General features: G+C 60.3%; 16 protein-coding genes. 11 read left to right on the forward strand and 5 right to left on the reverse strand.

Translation table 11 applies throughout. The annotated features are described in order from the left end of the window. Positions 1 to 21 precede the first annotated feature (21 nt). A complete protein-coding gene (locus tag SBC1_RS19440; protein ID WP_165098806.1) occupies positions 22 to 1,239 on the forward strand; it encodes an efflux RND transporter periplasmic adaptor subunit in 1,218 nt (405 codons plus the stop codon). Positions 1,240 to 1,250: 11 nt separating this feature from the next. Beyond that, on the forward strand, positions 1,251 to 2,693 hold the full coding sequence (locus SBC1_RS19445) for an efflux transporter outer membrane subunit (protein WP_165098803.1): 1,443 nt from the start codon (positions 1,251 to 1,253) through the stop codon (positions 2,691 to 2,693). Positions 2,694 to 3,073: 380 nt separating this feature from the next. Here the strand turns inward: SBC1_RS19445 and SBC1_RS19450 are convergent, their stop codons facing one another. The 3 genes from SBC1_RS19450 to SBC1_RS19460 form a co-directional block, all read right to left on the reverse strand. After that, positions 3,074 to 3,781: an MgtC/SapB family protein gene (locus SBC1_RS19450; protein ID WP_165098790.1), complete on the reverse strand. Its 708-nt coding sequence runs from the start codon at positions 3,779 to 3,781 to the stop codon at positions 3,074 to 3,076. Positions 3,782 to 4,501: 720 nt separating this feature from the next. Beyond that, positions 4,502 to 4,963: an MEKHLA domain-containing protein gene (locus tag SBC1_RS19455; RefSeq protein WP_165098787.1), complete on the reverse strand. Its 462-nt coding sequence runs from the start codon at positions 4,961 to 4,963 to the stop codon at positions 4,502 to 4,504. Positions 4,964 to 5,087: 124 nt separating this feature from the next. Next, positions 5,088 to 5,504, reverse strand: a complete 417-nt coding sequence (locus SBC1_RS19460; RefSeq protein WP_165098782.1) for a DUF302 domain-containing protein — start codon at positions 5,502 to 5,504, stop codon at positions 5,088 to 5,090. A gap of 196 nt (positions 5,505 to 5,700) precedes the next feature. On the opposite strand from SBC1_RS19460, the gene SBC1_RS19465 reads away from it, so the two are divergent. Together SBC1_RS19465 and SBC1_RS19470 are read left to right on the forward strand one after the other, a co-directional pair. Then, the gene (locus SBC1_RS19465) at positions 5,701 to 6,678 is read left to right on the forward strand and encodes a glycerophosphodiester phosphodiesterase family protein (RefSeq protein ID WP_165098779.1); all 978 of its coding nucleotides are present in this window, start codon (positions 5,701 to 5,703) and stop codon (positions 6,676 to 6,678) included. 423 nt (positions 6,679 to 7,101) lie between these two features. Further along, complete coding sequence (locus SBC1_RS19470; RefSeq protein ID WP_165098757.1) at positions 7,102 to 7,911, forward strand: class II aldolase/adducin family protein; 810 nt, start codon at positions 7,102 to 7,104, stop codon at positions 7,909 to 7,911. Positions 7,912 to 7,972: 61 nt separating this feature from the next. On the opposite strand, the gene SBC1_RS19475 is transcribed toward SBC1_RS19470, so the two are convergent. Further along, complete coding sequence (locus SBC1_RS19475; protein WP_165098754.1) at positions 7,973 to 8,974, reverse strand: ABC transporter substrate-binding protein; 1,002 nt, start codon at positions 8,972 to 8,974, stop codon at positions 7,973 to 7,975. A gap of 282 nt (positions 8,975 to 9,256) precedes the next feature. Here SBC1_RS19475 and SBC1_RS19480 point away from each other — a divergent pair, with 282 nt between their 5' ends. The 6 genes from SBC1_RS19480 to SBC1_RS19505 all read left to right on the forward strand — a co-directional run bounded on the left by SBC1_RS19480 (position 9,257) and on the right by SBC1_RS19505 (position 14,862). Further along, on the forward strand, positions 9,257 to 9,976 hold the full coding sequence (locus SBC1_RS19480; protein WP_165098749.1) for a PadR family transcriptional regulator: 720 nt from the start codon (positions 9,257 to 9,259) through the stop codon (positions 9,974 to 9,976). 23 nt (positions 9,977 to 9,999) lie between these two features. Next, entirely contained in the window at positions 10,000 to 10,818 is an 819-nt protein-coding gene (locus tag SBC1_RS19485) for a siderophore-interacting protein (protein WP_165098746.1), read from the forward strand. Between the two features lie 53 nt (positions 10,819 to 10,871). Beyond that, positions 10,872 to 12,125, forward strand: coding sequence for an MFS transporter (locus SBC1_RS19490; RefSeq protein ID WP_165098743.1), 1,254 nt, complete (start codon positions 10,872 to 10,874; stop codon positions 12,123 to 12,125). 84 nt (positions 12,126 to 12,209) lie between these two features. Next, complete coding sequence (locus SBC1_RS19495; RefSeq protein WP_165098739.1) at positions 12,210 to 13,193, forward strand: helix-turn-helix domain-containing GNAT family N-acetyltransferase; 984 nt, start codon at positions 12,210 to 12,212, stop codon at positions 13,191 to 13,193. A 433-nt stretch (positions 13,194 to 13,626) separates the two neighbouring features. Next, positions 13,627 to 14,496, forward strand: a complete 870-nt coding sequence (locus SBC1_RS19500) for a DMT family transporter (protein WP_165098735.1) — start codon at positions 13,627 to 13,629, stop codon at positions 14,494 to 14,496. 126 nt (positions 14,497 to 14,622) lie between these two features. Then, on the forward strand, positions 14,623 to 14,862 hold the full coding sequence (locus SBC1_RS19505; protein WP_165098731.1) for a hypothetical protein: 240 nt from the start codon (positions 14,623 to 14,625) through the stop codon (positions 14,860 to 14,862). Here SBC1_RS19505 and SBC1_RS19510 read toward each other — a convergent pair. Then, positions 14,845 to 15,774, reverse strand: coding sequence for a DMT family transporter (locus tag SBC1_RS19510; protein ID WP_165098724.1), 930 nt, complete (start codon positions 15,772 to 15,774; stop codon positions 14,845 to 14,847). The genes SBC1_RS19505 and SBC1_RS19510 overlap by 18 nt on opposite strands. A gap of 122 nt (positions 15,775 to 15,896) precedes the next feature. Between SBC1_RS19510 and SBC1_RS19515 the strand changes: the two genes are divergently transcribed. Further along, positions 15,897 to 16,817: a LysR family transcriptional regulator gene (locus tag SBC1_RS19515; protein WP_165098719.1), complete on the forward strand. Its 921-nt coding sequence runs from the start codon at positions 15,897 to 15,899 to the stop codon at positions 16,815 to 16,817. Positions 16,818 to 16,907: the final 90 nt, after the last annotated feature.

The following is a 16,907-nucleotide window of genomic DNA, read 5'->3' on the forward strand; positions in this document are numbered from 1 at the left end:
GCCTTTAGACGAGCTTAGACAATGAACCATCACAACGACATGCACGAACCACCGGCGTTGGCCGGTGAGACGAACCCGAAGCTTGCCCCTAAGCCTGACACCAAGCGACGCTTCATGATGCCGCTGGCATTCGGCGCTATTGCTGCCACGTTGCTCGTTGTCGGCATTGTTCCGAGACTTCAAGCCAGCACCGCGCTGACCTCGCAAGCCGCTGCGCAACGTGCGCTCAGCGTCTCGATCATCAAGCCGCGCCGCGCACCTGCCGTCCAGGAGCTGCTGCTGCCCGGTTCGGTGATGCCCTACGCCGACGCCGCGATCTATGCCCGCACAAGCGGTTACCTCGAGCACTGGTACGCCGACATTGGTGCGAGAGTGAAGACAGGGCAAACGCTGGCCGTCATCCAGACGCCGGAGCTCGATGCACAGCTTAGTCAGGCCCGCGCCGACGAAGCAACGGCACAAGCCAATTTCAACTACGCCAAAGTCAGCGCGCAACGCTGGCAGGACATGCTGAAGACGCAGTCGGTCTCGCAACAGGACACCGACACGAAAGTCAGCGACATGCAGGCGAAACGCGCCATGCTGCAGTCTGCCCAAGCGAATGTGCAGCGCCTGTCAGAGCTTGTGTCGTACGAGAAGGTAAGCGCGCCCTTCGACGGCGTCGTGACAGCTCGCAACGTGGACGTGGGTGCGCTGGTCACGGCGGGCGGTTCACCGGGTCTGGCCGCCATGCCTGGTGAACTCTTTCATGTGGAGCAGACGGACACGTTGCGGGTGTTCGTCGATGTGCCGCAAAACGATGCGCCCTACGTCACGCCGGGCACCGAGGTTTATCTGAGTGTGCAGCAATATCCCGGCAGGCGCTTCGCCGCGAAAGTCGCGCGCAGTGCCGGCGCGATCGATCCGGTCAGCCGCACGCTGCACGTGGAAGTCGATGTCGACAACCGCGACGGCGCGCTGCTGCCCGGCGCCTATGCACAGGTACATCTGGCGCTGCAGAACGCCAGCCCCGCGCTTGACCTGCCGGTAAGCGCGCTCCTGTTCAGACCCAATGGCGTGACCGTCGCGGTTGTCGACAGTACGGGTAAAACCGCGCTCAAGACCGTGACCGTCGGAAGGGACTTCGGCACCCATGTTGAAGTCACGACCGGGCTCACGGCCACTGATCGTGTCATCGACAATCCGGGGGACGCTATCAGTCCAGGCGAGCCGATGCAGATCGCTTCGTCCGCTTCCTGAGGATCGCTCCCATGCCCATGTCACCCTTCGCACTCGCCCGCAAGACGTTGGTCGTCTGCCTGGGCGTTGCACTCAGCGCTTGCTCCACCTTGCCTGCCTATCAGAAGCCGGATGTCTCCGTACCGGCGCACTATGCCGGCGCCGCAGGTTGGGCGCTCGCCACGCCTGCCGATACCCAGCCGCGCGGTCCATGGTGGACCGTCTTCGGCGACCCGCAGTTGAACGAGCTCGAAAACCGTATTGATGTGTCCAACCAGACCGTGAAGAAAACAGTCGCGCAATTGCAGCAGGCACGTGCGTTCGTCGACTATCAGCGCGCCGGCTTCTTCCCGACCGTGACCGCGGGCGCGTCCGAGAGCCGGTTCCGTACATCGCAGAACGTGCAGGGCCATTCGCTTGCGGGCAAGACCATACCCGACTATTCGACCGGCTTGAGCGCTTCGTGGGAGCCCGACCTGTTTGGCCGCGTGAAAGACGCAACCGTCAACGCGCAAGCGAAGGCGGCTGCAAGCGAGGCCGATCTTGAAGCGGTGCGCCTCTCTATGACCAGCGATCTGGCCGTCGATTACTTCGACCTGCGTTCACTCGATACCCAGAAGAAACTCCTGGACGACACCGTGAACGCCTATGCCGACGCGTTGCGAATCCTGAACCAGCAACTGAAGAATGGCGCAATCGACGCATCGGCGGTCGCGCTTGCCGCGACCCAACTGGAAAGTACGCGGACACAGGACACGGATATCGATGTCCAGCGCGCACAGCTTCAGCATGCGATTGCCACGTTGGTCGGCGAACCGGCATCGACGTTCTCCATTGCGGCCAAGCAGCAATCATTCGTTGTACCATCTATTCCACCCAGCTTGCCCTCGCAGCTTCTCGAACGCCGCCCCGATATTGCTGCTGCCGAACGCCGCGTATTCGCGGCCAATGCGCAGATAGGCGAGGCGCATGCCGCATTCTTTCCCGATCTTGCCCTCTCGGCGAGCGCCGGACTCGAAAGCACGTTTTTTGCGCCGTGGCTGACCGCCCCCAGCCTCTTCTGGTCGATTGGTCCGCAACTGGTGGGCACGTTGTTCGATGGCGGCCGGCGCGACGCGACACTGAAGAGCGCCAACTCACAGTACGACGCCTCGGTCGCTGATTACCGCCAGACCGTGCTCGTGGCGTTTCAGCAGGTTGAGGACAATCTGTCGGCATTACAGTCGCTTCAGAGCGAAGCCGCAAGCCAGCAACGCGCAACGTCCGCTGCCGCGCTTGCATTGAAACTGACGACCAACCGGTTTCAGGCGGGCGCCGTGAGCTATCTCGACGTAGTGACCGCGCAAACTATCGCGTTGACGAATCAGCGCACCGCCGACCAGATCGACGCACGCAGGCTGGATGCAAGCGTGTTGTTATTGAAGGCGCTTGGCGGCGGTTGGCAAGGGCTTACCCCCGCGCAAACGTCGGGATGAACGCCTGCCGCGCCGGAGAGAGTCATTTACTGCCTGGATTTATCGCCCGTGGAATGGGCGTGGTCATCGTGCTCATGCGATTCGCCCCGGGTGCGCTTCAGTGTGTCGAATATTCCCCAGATGGCAATCGCGAATCCAGCCCCGAACCCGCAAACCAACAACACATAAGTACTCATCTGCAACCTTTGAATGGGGTGAAGCGACGCCTGAGGATACGACCCTCCGCTCATCATGCACGGCGGGTCGAACCTGCACGCCATGTCGGCATGAGTACGCGCCAGGCATCGCTGCCCCGGATACTACCGATGCATCCTTTCAAAACCCATGCCATGCCCCACGCGTGCGGGCACGCGGATCAAGCCGATAAGCCATGCGCAGCGTCAGTCAGGCACCGGCACGGTATCGAGCGCGGCCCAGCTCACGCTGGACACACCCTTGTCCATGCTGAGCCGGCTCGCAACGGCTTCAACCTTTGATTGATATTTCGGATGCGTTTCGAGCGTTGCAACCACTTCCACTCGCCCCGAATCGTCGTCGACATCCGTGCTGCTAAGTCCCTGGAACGACAGCGGCGCGGACACCATGGAGTTGGTGATCAACGCCCGGATATTCACTTCATCCTCCGCGCGGCAGACTACCGTCAGCACATATTTGCTCACGAGGTCGGCGGAAGCCACAGGCGCGGTATTGATTGCGCGCCCTATCTCCCGGAGCACGGTGTTGGTGAAGAGAATCACCAGGGTTCCAGCGATGGCGGGCCCGTAGTGCGACGCTCCGCAAAGAACGCCAACGGCCGCAGAGCACCACAAGGTGGCCGCCGTATTGATACCCTGGATTGCGCCCTGCTCGCGCATGATGACGCCGCCGCCCAGAAAGCCCACGCCGGACACCACATACGCCGCCATTTGTGTCACGGTCGCGGTTCCGTTGCCGGTCAAGGTGCCAAGGATCACAAACAAGCAGGCGCCGCTGGTCACCAGGGTGATGGTGCGCAGTCCAGCCGTTCGCTGCCGCATCTGTCTCTCCAGACCGATGCCGATGCCGCACGACAAAGCTGCTATCAGGGGAAGAATGTACTCGTAGATCATAAAGCGATTCTTTGAATTGTAATGTTCGCATGCAATGCCTGACGAAGACCGTTCAAGCACTCTCAATGGCCGCGCCGACGCTATGCCAGCGCGGCTCACCGTATTGTCTGCGTGTGACAGTCCGATGACAGCCGGCAAACTACTCTGTTGGGCCGGTGCTGGCGGTCAGGAACAGGCGCGAGCACAGGCAGCCGCGAATTAGCTCGCGGCAAGGCTCCATACAGACGCAGGAAAACACTGCGGCCGATTGGCGCTGAGGGATGCACGGGGAAAATACTGCGACGCGCACCATCTGCCTGCTGGCAAGACGGCGGCTAGGAATTCAAGCGCGGAGTCCTGCCGGTCAGGCAGCTAAACAATCCAAGGGGCGACGACTACAAGTGTCCAAGGCACTAGCCCGATTTATGACAATGACCGGATTTTAGGCAGCCGCTAAATCACAAGTCAACAGTATTCGCTAGGAAGATCGGAAATAAGCAATTGCCCGTTGTATGCCTCTTTGAGCCCTGTCAGCAAGATACGCGATGCACGACTCATAAGCCTGGCGGTCAGAACTATGAAAGCCTGGAGAAAGACTCTCGTGATTCCGGGCGTAATGAACCGTCCACTATTTTTTATCAAGTGCTATTGCTATGCCGGGCGCAAGCCACGTCCTCTTGACGAGCCGTCAGCGCTCTGCAATATCTGACTCGTCTCCCCAACAGCTCAACGCCAGACCGCTTAAACATCCTTCCACTGGCGATAAGTCGCGGCCTGCCCGCAATAGGTTCCCTCCCGATTAACCAGGTTCCAGACCGTCACGTTCTCGATCCAGAAGCGCCTTCCCGACTTGGCTATACGAAGGCCACGGTATCCGCTTGCATAGCCTTTGGTTCGCACCGATTCGAGCAAACCGTCGCGCTCCTCGCGGTTAGGGTGTTCCGCGGATAACCGGGAGCGCAGTGCCGTCATTTCGTCCCACGTGTATTCGAAACATTGCTGCGCCGCCCGGTTTGCGTAAACAAAGCGCGGGTCAGCGTCCGTGTTGTGCGCGACTACGCAAAATGGCGCGTCTTCGTATAACCATCGTGCGGCATCGGCCTGCAAGACTTCCGGATCGAGCAACGGCGCACCCACCACCCGGAAGTGGCTATCCGTCAGCAGATTGCAGAAGTTGGGATCGAGGGCGAGTGACATCGTCATTGGATCGAGTCTTAAGAGGTGTGGATTCAACCGACGATGGTACCGCGCCAGATAAGATCCAGTCTCCACGCGAGCAAAACGCAATCCATTTTTCGAATACGCGTTCGCGTCACGTTGCATACCGCTAAGCCAGGGCTCCGCCTAGCAGTGTTGGCATCTGCTTCAGCGGAGCGATCAAGTTCGCGTCGACTTTATAGTCCAGCTCAAGCGCCGTTGTCACGTCCTGATAGTCCACCCATACCGTGCTCTCTGAGTCTTCCCACACAACTGCCCTCAGCGGTAGCTCAAGCGCTGCATGCGGGTTGGCTTCCATGACAGGCGTACCCGCCTTCGGATTGCCGAACAGAAGGAGCCGCGTGGGTCTTAAGGTAGTGCCGGCCTCAGCAGCGGCAGCGCTCTGGTCAATATCGGCGAAGAGCGTCACACCACGCGCGGCCAGCGCTGCCTTGAGCCGGGAGACGGTCGCCTCAAAGTCGTATTTGCTTCGCAAAGTAACGACGGAAGACGGGAATGCAGCGGTAGCGTCAGTTTGTGAGGTCATGGTCGGTGTCATCCAGTAAGTGGCAAAATCAGGCGTGTTCTTCGTGCTACCCGCGCCAACGACTCTCTATAATGCGCTGCCGCAAAGCTTCCCGGCAACCGCATAACGCAATCAATGAGCGTCTTTTGCGCCGGCTCAATACAGCAATTCATGCCGGATATAGAGTCATTTACTATGTACTACGGATGACAAAATAATGACACTAGCAATCAACGCTGATTTTGCGCCAACGGGATTAACACCCGTCCGGTCGATCCGAATTAGACGGTATGCATGCTTGCGCGTCGCGGCGCTTGCACTGGCAATCATCGCCGCGCTCCCGCTGACGCCTGCGCTTGCCGCGCCGCTAATCGTCGCGCATCGGGGCGGCACCGGGGACACGCCGGAGAACACGCTACAAGCGTTCAGCACCGCTCTTGAGAACGGCGCCGACGCGCTCTGGATGACTGTCCAGGTAACGAAGGATGGTGTTCCCGTGCTCTATCGTCCGGCGGACCTGGGGTCGCTTACCGACGGACAGGGCCGTCTCGACGAGATCACGCTAAATGACCTTCGCAAACTCAACGCGGGTTATTCATTCAGTCGCAAAGACGCCTCGGGACAACTCAGCTACCCGTACCGCGCCAACCCTCTGCGCATCCCCACGTTACGTGAAGCACTGGACGCGGTGCCGCGAAATGTACCGATCATGCTCGACATGAAGCAAACGCCAGCCGCGCCGCTGGCCGAAGCGGTCGCCCAGGTTCTGGACAACGCGAACGCATGGTCGCGCGTACGCCTGTATTCCACCGACGCCCAAGCAATCCAGTTGATGAAGGTGCACCCCCAGGCACAGGTGTTTGAGACACGCGATGCGACCCGCAATCGTCTGGTCGATCTTTCGCTCGGCGGGACCTGTGACAACCCGCCTCCCGCCGGAAGCTGGGTGGGAATCGAGTTGCATCGTCAAGTCGAAGTGATCGAGCACTTCACGTTGGGGACCGGGGTATCGAAGGTGGACGCACGGTGGTGGACGCCCGCTGCCGTCAAATGCTTCAAGACCAATGGAGACGTGAAGATCGTCGCGTTTGGTGTCGACTCGGCCGACGCATACGCAGCCGCTTCCGCCCTCGGGATCGACGCAGTGATGACGGACTCGCCCCGCGCCATGCGCATCGAAAAGAAATCGCAGTAGCAGTAAATATCGCAGCGGAGTTGCCAGCGCGCAGCCATCCCTTAAGTTCACGATATGAACTGCCGTGCACGACATGGGGCCGCCTGCTGCACCATGCTCAGCGACTCAAACATCGAACCCGTACAGCCGCTCCGGGGTATCGACAAGGATCTTCCGGCGCACCGCACATCCTGGGGTTAACGCGGTTAACTGGGGAATACCCCGCCTTGAAGGGACGTGACTTCTACAGGGTCTTTGGAAGATGGAAGAGCGCCACGCATGCGCGATCAATATGGTTATCTTCATTTGATATTTAAGCTTTGCGTGCCCGGGTGCTAGCCTTTGAGACTGTTCACACTCGCCGGAACTCGCGTTGGCCGCTAGCGGCACGAGCTAATCCGGACAAGTCAGGACACCGCTTGAACGCCAAAGGACATCAAAACAATGAGCACTCTCACCGACCCGCCCGGCCTCACCCTGCACGCCACGCCCGTCCGCAAATTCTGGTTCGATGAAGTCCCGGCTCCGGCTACGCCTGCTGCCGAACGCCGACATCGCCTGGAGCGGCTTGCCGGCGCATTTCGTCTGTTCGCCCGCTACGGTTTCGATCAAGGCCTGGCCGGACATATCACTGCACGCGATCCTGAATGGCCCGATCATTTCTGGGTCAATCCGCTTGGGCGGCACTTCGCACGCATGCGGGTTTCCGACTTGCTGCTGGTGAACAGCGCCGGCGAGATCGTAGTCGGCAAGGGCCCGGTTAATCAAGCTGCGTTTGCGATTCACGCGGCCATTCACGAAGCCCGTCCGGATATTGTTGCGGCTGCGCATACGCATTCGCTGTATGGAAAAGCGTGGTCGACCCTCGGGCGCAAGCTCGATCCACTCACTCAGGATTCTTGCTCATTCTATGAGGATCACGAACTATTCGATGATTTTCAAGGCGTGGTACTGGACACCAGGGAAGGCGCACGCATTGCCGAGGCGCTGGGTTCGAGCAAAGCCGTGATCCTGAAGAACCACGGCATCCTGACCGCGGGGCCAACCGTTGAAGCGGCCGCATGGTGGTATCTCGCGCTGGATAACGCGTGCCACACGCAACTACTCGCCGAAGCTGCCGGAACGCCTCAGCGCATTCCGCATGACGTCGCGGCGCTGACGCATGAGCGGGTCGGCCGCCCGGGAGGCGCGCTGTTTTCGTTCGAGAGTTTGTATGAAGGTCTGGTCGAAGCCGAACCCGATCTGCTTGATTGATCTGAAACGGCGCATAGTAGTTAAGGCGATGCACTACTCATCACCTTAACTACCACCACCGTCAAGCCTTGGCGATCTGCGTATCCGAGATGGCGCGCACATCGATTCTTCTTGGCAGGATCGCATCGCGGAAAGCGATATCCGCAACCCGCTGTAACGCGACAATATCGTTCTCGGCAACAAAGCGTTGCTTCAACGCCGAGCGCGCGGTGATGGTCTTGGCTGCATCGAAGGGAAGCCGGGTGAGCGACGCGTAGACATGCGCGTATGCATCAGGATTGGCAACCGCCCAATCGCCCGCGCGCTGCAAACGCTGCAGCACGTCTGCAATGGCCAGGCGTTTAAGGGGATCGGCTGCCGCGCTCCCGGACGCCGTTACAAAGCCCAGACCGCTATTGATCCCGGTACCATCCCGCAGCACCCGCGCGCCCCGCTGAACTGCTGTTCCAAAGTACGGATCGAAGGTCGCCCATATATCGATGCGCCCTGATTCAAACGCAGTAAACGCGTCGACCGGCAATACAAACCGCACTGAAACGTCCTCGCGCGAAAGGCCGGCTTCTGCCAGCGCGCCATAGAGCTGGAACTGCGAAATGCTGCCACGTGCCGACGAAACAAACACCGTACGGCCCTTGAGCTCCGCCACGCGGCGCAGCTTCGAATCCGCCGGAACGAGAATGCCCAACTGCGAGCCGGAGCCAACGCGCGTCGCAACGATCTTGAGTGTCGGATCGCCAACGGCCGCCGCGAGCACCGGCAAATCTCCAGCAGGCGCCAGGTCGACGGCACCCGCGCGTTGCGCTTCAAAAAGCGGCGCAGCACCCTGGAAATTAGCCCACTTGAAAGCATACGGCGCGCCGTCGAGCACCTTCGCCGCCTCGGCCAACGCGCGCGTGCCGCCCGCCTGATCGCCCAGCACAAGCGTGACGGAGGCGAGCGCAGCATTCGCCGCCCTCGCCTCCTGCGACCCGAAACTACCTAGCGCGGCGACCGCTGGCGCGGCGCCCAGCAGGCGTAATACGCGCCGCCGTCCAGCGAAAACATCAGAACCATCTATCTGCATAAATCCTCGCGGGCGAAATCAGCGCCCAGAGTAGCAACGCCGCGCCCCCTTGAGAATTATTCAATTCCGATATGGTTATGACGGCCAGATACTTAAGCATTGCAGAGTTCAGCACAGCTGCCGGATGCCCGTGACGACTCGTGTGGGGCGCGGAGCCATCCGTTAGAACGCGACGTCTCCACGCGCCAACCCTCCTCCTCGCTTCCTCCGAAAAAAATATTGACAACACATCTTAAGATATATATCTTAAGATGTGTTTTACGATAACCACGGAGTTTTACGATGAGACATCAACGAAATCGCGAGTTCGCTCACCCCCAAGCTGGGTTTGAATCTTCAGACCGTTTTTCCATGCACGCACTGTGGCATGCAATCGGCCGCCACCACCACCGCCATGACGATGACGGCCGCTTCCCGGGTGGACCAGGCGGCCCGGGAGGATTCGGCGGCCGCGGTGACGACGGCATGCCGCGGGGCCGCAAGTTCACCTCCGACGACCTCCAGTTGCTCCTGCTCGCCCTTCTGGCCGAAGCACCGCGCCATGGCTACGAACTGATCAAGGCACTGGAAGTTCGCTCAAACGGCTTTTACAGCCCGAGTCCGGGCATGGTCTATCCCGCGCTGACTTACCTGGAAGAATTGGGCTACGCAACAGTCGAAGTGGAAGGCAATCGCAAGCGTTATGCCTTAGCCGAATCCGGACGCAATTACTTGGCGACTAACCGCGAGCGCGTCGATCTGATGCTCGCCAAGCTAAGCCATTTCGCCCGCAAGATGGATTCAGTGCGCCGCGCGTTTGCAGGCGAAGCAGGCGATGAAAACGCGGACGCTAACGGCGAGAGCAACGCATGGCTGCCCGAGTTCATCCAGGCACGCCGCGCCCTTAAGCACGCGCTGCTGATGCGAACCGATGCACCCGCTAGCGAGCAACGTCGCATCGCCGCCATTCTTGCGCGTGCGACTGCCGAGATCGAAGGAAAAACCGGCGGCGATCCCGCGTGAATCAACACTTAAGAGAACACACAATGCAAAACAGCAGACCCGATCTGGCGGTCGGCCGCGTCCGCCATCAACTTAAATTCCGCCTGGCTCAAGTCAAGCGCGTTCAACCGCTTACGCCCCACCTCGTGCGCATCACGTTAAGCGGCGACGATCTCCACGACTTTGAATCCGCGTCCTTCGACGACCACATCAAGGTCTTCTTTCCGCCACCCGGAGCCGACAAGCCGGTCATGCCTACAGCCGGCCCGAATGGCCCGGTGTTCGCGGACGACCAGCCGCGGCCAATCGCACGCGACTTCACCCCGCGCCGATACGACCGCGAAGCACGCGAACTCGATATCGAGTTCGCGTTGCATGAGGCGGGACCCGCCGCGACGTGGGCAGCGCAAGCGAAGGTAGGGCAGTATCTGGGAATCGGCGGCCCGCGCGGCTCCTTTACGATCCCCACGGGTTTCGACTGGCATCTGCTGATCGGCGACGAGACTGCACTGCCTGCCATTGCACGCCGACTGGAAGAGCTGCCGCCGGGAACTCGCGTGGCCGCGCTGATCGAAGTGGAAGATCCGTCTGCACGCATCGACTTTACGACGCAGACCGATCTGTACGCCGAATGGCGCTATCGCAGCGAATCGGACTTCCCCGGCGGTGCCTTGTTGCTGGCCTTGCGCGAAATGTATCTGCCGACCGGTGAAGGCTACGTCTGGGCCGCGGGTGAAGCCACGATCATGCGTGCCGTACGCCAGCACCTGTGCACGGAACGGGGTGTCGACAAGACCCGGATTCGCGCTGCCAGCTACTGGAAACGTGGTGCGGAAGCGGTTCACGAATCGATCGACAACTGACTTGCGCCTTTTCCATTTTAGCCGCTGGAAAAAAATTTAATCAGGATGGCTATATGTATAGTCTAGACGCGAGTCGCGAGCGGCGCCTTCTCTGGCTGCTTGCGCTTACGCAGTTCACCATCATCATGGACTTCATGGTGATGATGCCGCTCGGCCCGCAGATCATGCGGAGCTTTCAGATATCACCGGCCGCGTTCGCCACCGCTGTTTCAGCCTACTCGTGGTGTTCCGGTCTCTCGGGGCTGCTTGCCGCCACTTACATTGACCGCTTCGATCGCCGCCGCCTCATGTTGGCGGTCTATGCGCTGTTCGCGCTGTCGAACCTTGCGTGCGCCTGCGCCACCAGCTTTCCCATGCTGCTGATCGCGCGCGCTTTCGCGGGCATCACCGGCGGCGTGCTGGGATCGGTCATCATGGCGATCGTCAGCGACGTTATTCCCGCCGCCCGCCGCGGCGCCGCGACCGGTACGATCATGACGGCCTTTTCGCTTGCCGCAGTGGCGGGCGTCCCCGCCGGTGTTTTGCTGGGCGCGCAGTTCGGCTGGTTCACGCCATTCATTTTGCTGGCGGGTTTGTCGGTCGTGATCTGGCTGGCCGGAATGCAAATCGTGCCCTCGCTTACCGAACATCTGAGCCGCACGCCACCCGCGTTGGGCAGCGTGTTGCCTACGCTGTGGAGGTTGGTGTCGAACCCGCGTAACGCAAACGCATTCGCGCTTACGTTCATCGTGATGGTCTCGCAGATGCTGGTGATCCCGTTCATCTCGCCCATGCTTGTGGCTAACCACGGTGTAGCCCCCGCACAGTTGTCATGGCTCTACATGGCGGGCGGCGCCGCGACGTTCTTCACAGCGCGGCTTGTTGGCAGACTTTCTGATCGTTACGGCAGCCGCCGGATGTTCCGTCTGATGGTCGTGCTGTCCCTGTTGCCGGTGTTGTTCATCACTCACCTGCCGAGCCTGCCGTTCATCGCGATGGTGCTGCTGTTCCCGGTGTTCATGGTGATCGTGTCCGGCCGCATGGTACCTATGCAGGCGTTGCTGACGACCGTTCCCGAACCGTCTAATCGCGGCGCTTTCCTCAGCACGAACAGCGCACTGCAAGCACTCGGTGCCGGTTGCGGTGCGTGGCTCGGCGGACTGTTCCTGTCGTTCGATACGCATGGGTTTATCCGCGGTTATGGCGTCAACGGCTTGCTGGCTGCCGCGCTCGTATCTTTCGCGGCAGTTTGGGTCGGCCGCGTGAAAGCGGCCTCGGAAAGAGCTGTTGCGCCGCTCATTTCCGCAGAGCCGCTTGGGGAAGCGTAGCGGCTGCAGCGGTGGTGGAACGGGCTTGAATAAGTTGCGCCGCGCAAGTATATTGGTTGCGAGGCGCAACTTATTGGAGCAGCCATGGACTATGTCGAATTGCCTGATAAATCGCGGGATCACACCATCCTCGAGCTCCGCGACTTTTCGCGAAAACTGGTACGCGAGCTTGGTTTCATGCGCAATACGCTGGCCGACAGCGACCTTGCGCCGTCGGCCGTTCACGCCGTGATTGAAATTGGCCTCGCGCCCGGGCTTCAGGCGCGCGACCTGGCCGACACTCTCCGGCTCGACAAGTCGAACACCAGCCGGCAGTTAGCCAAGCTCGAGTCATTGGGACTGGTCACGCGAGAAGCAGCAAGCGACGACGGCCGGTCGTCACGACTATTCCTGACACCCGCCGGCAAGAAGTTGCGGCAAAAGATCGACCGGTTTGCGACCGATCAAGTCTCCAATGCACTGCGGCGGCTGGTGCCCGCCGACCAGCAAACGCTGGTCCGCTCTCTAGCGCTTTACGCGGATGCTTTGGCGCAGGACAACGTCAACAAGATGCCGCGAGCGGCAGCATCGATCGATGAAAAAATCCTGGAGGGTTATCAGCCCGGATGCATTGGCAACATAGCAAGCCTGCATGCCCGCTTCTATTCGCAGGCAGCAGGCTTTGGGGTCTTCTTCGAAAAGAAAGTGGCTACTGAGCTGGCGGAATTTGCCATGGCCTTGCCGTCTTCGGGCAAGGCGCTCTGGCTCTATGTCGAAAACGGCCGGTCGCTCGCTTCAATCGCGATAGACGCAGACCATGCCAACGCCCGGCTTGCCCATTTGCGATGGTTTATTGTCGACGAGTCGTTGCGCGGCTCAGGTGTCGGGCGCCGTTTGCTCTCAAAGGCGCTGGATTTTGTCGACCGGGAGTTCGATGAAACCTATCTTTGGACCTTCAAGGGCCTTGATGCAGCGCGTCATTTGTACGAGTCATCTGGCTTTCAATTGACCGAGGAAGCTGAAGGGTCACAGTGGGGAACTCATGTGACCGAGCAGAAATTCAGTCGTCGATCGAAGCGGACGTTTTAGCAAACACGTTCGATAAAGACTAACGCCCAAGCAAGATAACGAACACGCCACTCAGCCAGGGCCTAAGGCCGACCACCGTTGCGCAACCGGCGACTAAGCGGTAATCTCGCATCCTTAGTACGCGACTCTATTTAAGCCGCTTGTCCATGACAAACCTTGCGCACATACGCCTTGCCGCTATCGAGCCTGACTCGAAGGCCGGTCATGCGCGCTTTAAGGATTTCAGCGGTTGCGGTTTCTCTGTTTCCCCACCTGTCGTTTCTCCCCCCAACACCGTTCCGGCTGGCGTAGTAGCGCCGCCGCGCACGGTCGTTCCTGGCTGATCTCACGCCCTTCAAGTCTTAGGCTTCCGGCCTGACCGCAGCACCTGTTGGTGCTTGGCGGCTTGACCGTGCTCGCCCAAGTCCTTTATTCCCTCGACAGGTGAATACTCATGGCTTTTGTAAAAACCGCCTTCGCCGCGTATGGTTCGACGGCACTCTTTGTCCTGCTGTGGAGCAGCGGTGCAATCGTTTCAAAACTGGGACTCGATCACGCCCCGGCCTTCGCTTTCCTCGTGCTGCGCTTTGCCCTGGCGTCGAGCGTCCTCGCGATGCTTGGTGTATGGCGCGGGCGCTGGTTGCCGGCGTCTGGAACGCGTCTGCAAGTTGCAATCACCGGCGCGTTGCTGACCGGTGGTTATCCTATTTGCTATCTGCTCGCGCTGGATCGCGGATTGACACCCGGCATTCTTGCAACGCTCCTGGGCGCGCAGCCCATTCTCACGCTTGTGCTGGTGGAGCGTCGCTTGACCGCGGCACGCTTGGGCGGCCTGTTGCTTGCGTTGGGCGGTTTGTCCCTCGTCGTGTTCGCAGCCGGCAACGCTGAGCGCTTCCCTCTAGCGGGCGTGCTTCTCGGCTCGGCCTCTCTAGCGTGCATGACAATCGGCGCCATCCTGCAAAAACGCGTGAAGCAACAACCGACCGATGTCCTGCCGCTTCAGAACGTTGTTGGCCTCACGCTCGCCATGTTGTTCGTCCCGTTCGAGCCCGTCACGTTCGTACCCAGTGTGGATTTTCTTATACCGCTGCTTTGGCTAGGCATTGTGATATCGGTATTCGCGCAGTTGCTCTTTTACCGGCTGATGCAGGCCGGTAACCTGGTCAACGTGACGAGCCTCTTTTATCTCGTGCCCGTGGTCACCGCCATCATGGATTATCTCGTGCTGGGAAACCGTCTGGCACCTCTTGGCGTGGCTGGAATGGTATCGATCCTCGCGGGCCTGATGCTGGTATTTCGCGCCGCACCCGCACGGAAACGCTAGGTTCTGCGAATGCGGGCAATAGTCTTGCGCCATACAGAAGCCGAGAATGGGAACTCGGCTACAAGATGGACCTCAGCCGTATTAGTCTTGGCGCCGCGTTGCACACGCATACAGCGCAGCGGCTGTATGCGTGTGCAGGAACGGATAACGTTTTCGCTGAACAAGGCGGTCAGGCGTGCTGCAGGTCCTCCCGACGCACTGCTCGGTTGTCGCGATGTATTTAGTCCCGAACTCGCTTCGAACGAGGTGTTCCGGCGCGCGTTGATTGAAGCGGTCACGCAGTTGAAAGCCGGGGCAAGAGCGGCGATAGAAAACGCCAATCTGAAGACTGCCGAGATCACGTCTGCGTCAGGGCAGAACCTCTGAAGCGCGAGGGACGCTAACGGGTATCGCCTTGCGCCAGCGCACCGTCGCCAGCATGGACGCCACGACAATCAACCCGCCGCCAACCCATGCAATAAGCGATATTTTCTCGCCCAGCCAAAACCAGGCGAACAACGCGCCGAACGCGGGTTCGCTGCCCATCAGCAGCGCAACGCGGGTTGGACTGCTGCGCTTGATCGCATAGTTCTGCGCGAAGAACGCGAACAGCGTGCACGCAAAAACCAGATAAAACACGCTGCCCCAAAACGGCTCGTGCCCCGCGAATGACGGCACGTGCTGCCACTGCTGCGGCGCAAACACGAGCGCCACGGCGGCACTGCCAAACGCGACCACGCCCGACTGCACGGCTGTCACTGACAAAGGCGGCAGCACCGAGTCACGCAACACGCGTTTCGTCACGCAGACATTCAGCGCGCGCAGTAAGGCAGCCAGCAGGATCAGCGCATCGCCTGGATTGAAGGCGACCGCGCCGTCACCGGCAAGCAGCCATGCACCTAACAGCGAGAGCGCGACTGCTGCCCACTCGATCCGCCCGGGTCGGCGCTTGAGCAGCATCCACTCGACCAGCGGCGTCAGCACCACGCACAGGCTGATCAGGAACGCCGCATTGGCGGCACGCGTCAGCAGCACGCCAAACGTTTCGCTCAGGAAAATACCCAGCAGCAGCAAGCCTGCGATAAATACGCCGCGCAACGTGCGCGCGTCGGCGTGACGCAAACTCCGCAACGCGGGCGACAACATGACAAACGTCATGCCGAATCGCAGCGTCAGCAGGCCCAGCACTGGATAAAACACAAGCGCGCTCTTGACGATTCCATAACTGGTGCCCCAGACCACCGCGACCACGAGCAGCATCAGGTCGGACAGTAAGAGCAGGCGGTTTTGCTTGGACATAGTCGGACCTCCGGAGATGAGTCCGTATTGTCGAGCGTTGCACTTGCGACGATAATCGGGTCGGTGCGCAAAGCCTTTATGTCGCAGATGCATTAATCCTGCGCCCCACTCGCGACGGTCCGATGAATCCAACAGAATTTTTTGCTTTGCTGCCCGACATGGCCGTATTCGCTCGTGTCGTCGATGCCGGCAACTTTTCGGTGGCGGCGCGCCAGCTCGGCAGCACGCCGTCGACGGTCAGCCGCCAGATCAAGCGTCTTGAGGAAGCGCTGGCCACGCGTCTGCTCGAGCGATCAACTCGCAAAGTGAAGGTGACCGAATCGGGCGAACAGGTCGTTCGATTCTGCCGCGACATGGTGAGCGCGGCGTCGAGCGCCGTAGATGCAGCCGGTTCACTGGCCGGCCGGCCGCAGGGAAAAGTCAGCGTGAGCGCGCCAACGGCGTTTGCGAAAACGGTGATTCATCCGCTCGTGCCGGGCTTTTTGCGCACTTACGAGGAGGTCGATCTCCAGTTGCTATACGCGGATCATGAGGTCGATCCGCTAGTGAACGATCTCGATCTCGTGATCCGGCTAACGGATCGACCACCGCCCGGTCTGGCGGGACGCCGGCTCGGTTCGGTACGCTGGGTGCTGTGCGCGTCGCCAGCGTATCTGCGTGCGCGCGGCACGCCCACACACCCGTGCGATCTCGCGCAACACGACTGCCTCTATCTGGGCGAAACCACCGACGACAACCGCTGGCGTTTTCGACGAGGCACTGAGACGCAGACCGTGGAGGTTAGCGGGCGATATATAGCGAATCATGCCGGTGCGCGACTCGAAGCGGCGCAGCAGGATTTCGGCATTGCGAACCTGCCGGAATTCACCGCCACCGGTGCGTTAGAGAGTGGCGAACTTGTACAAGTGCTCGCCGACTGGGATCTCGAAGCGCGCGCCTATGTAGGCTCAGTGTGGCTGCTCTATCCGCCGAATCGATTTCTGCCGCCCAAGGTGCGGGTCTTGATCGATTATCTGGTCGAGCACATACACGAGCGCAAGTGACGTTGCCTGAGCGGTCTTGCCTGAGGGCATAACTTGGATCAACTCGCCTAATTTCGCTCAAGCAAAACCTTGCCATTCGTTACATGGCCA

This window comes from Caballeronia sp. SBC1 (genome assembly GCF_011493005.1).
Classification (GTDB): Bacteria; Pseudomonadota; Gammaproteobacteria; order Burkholderiales; family Burkholderiaceae; genus Caballeronia.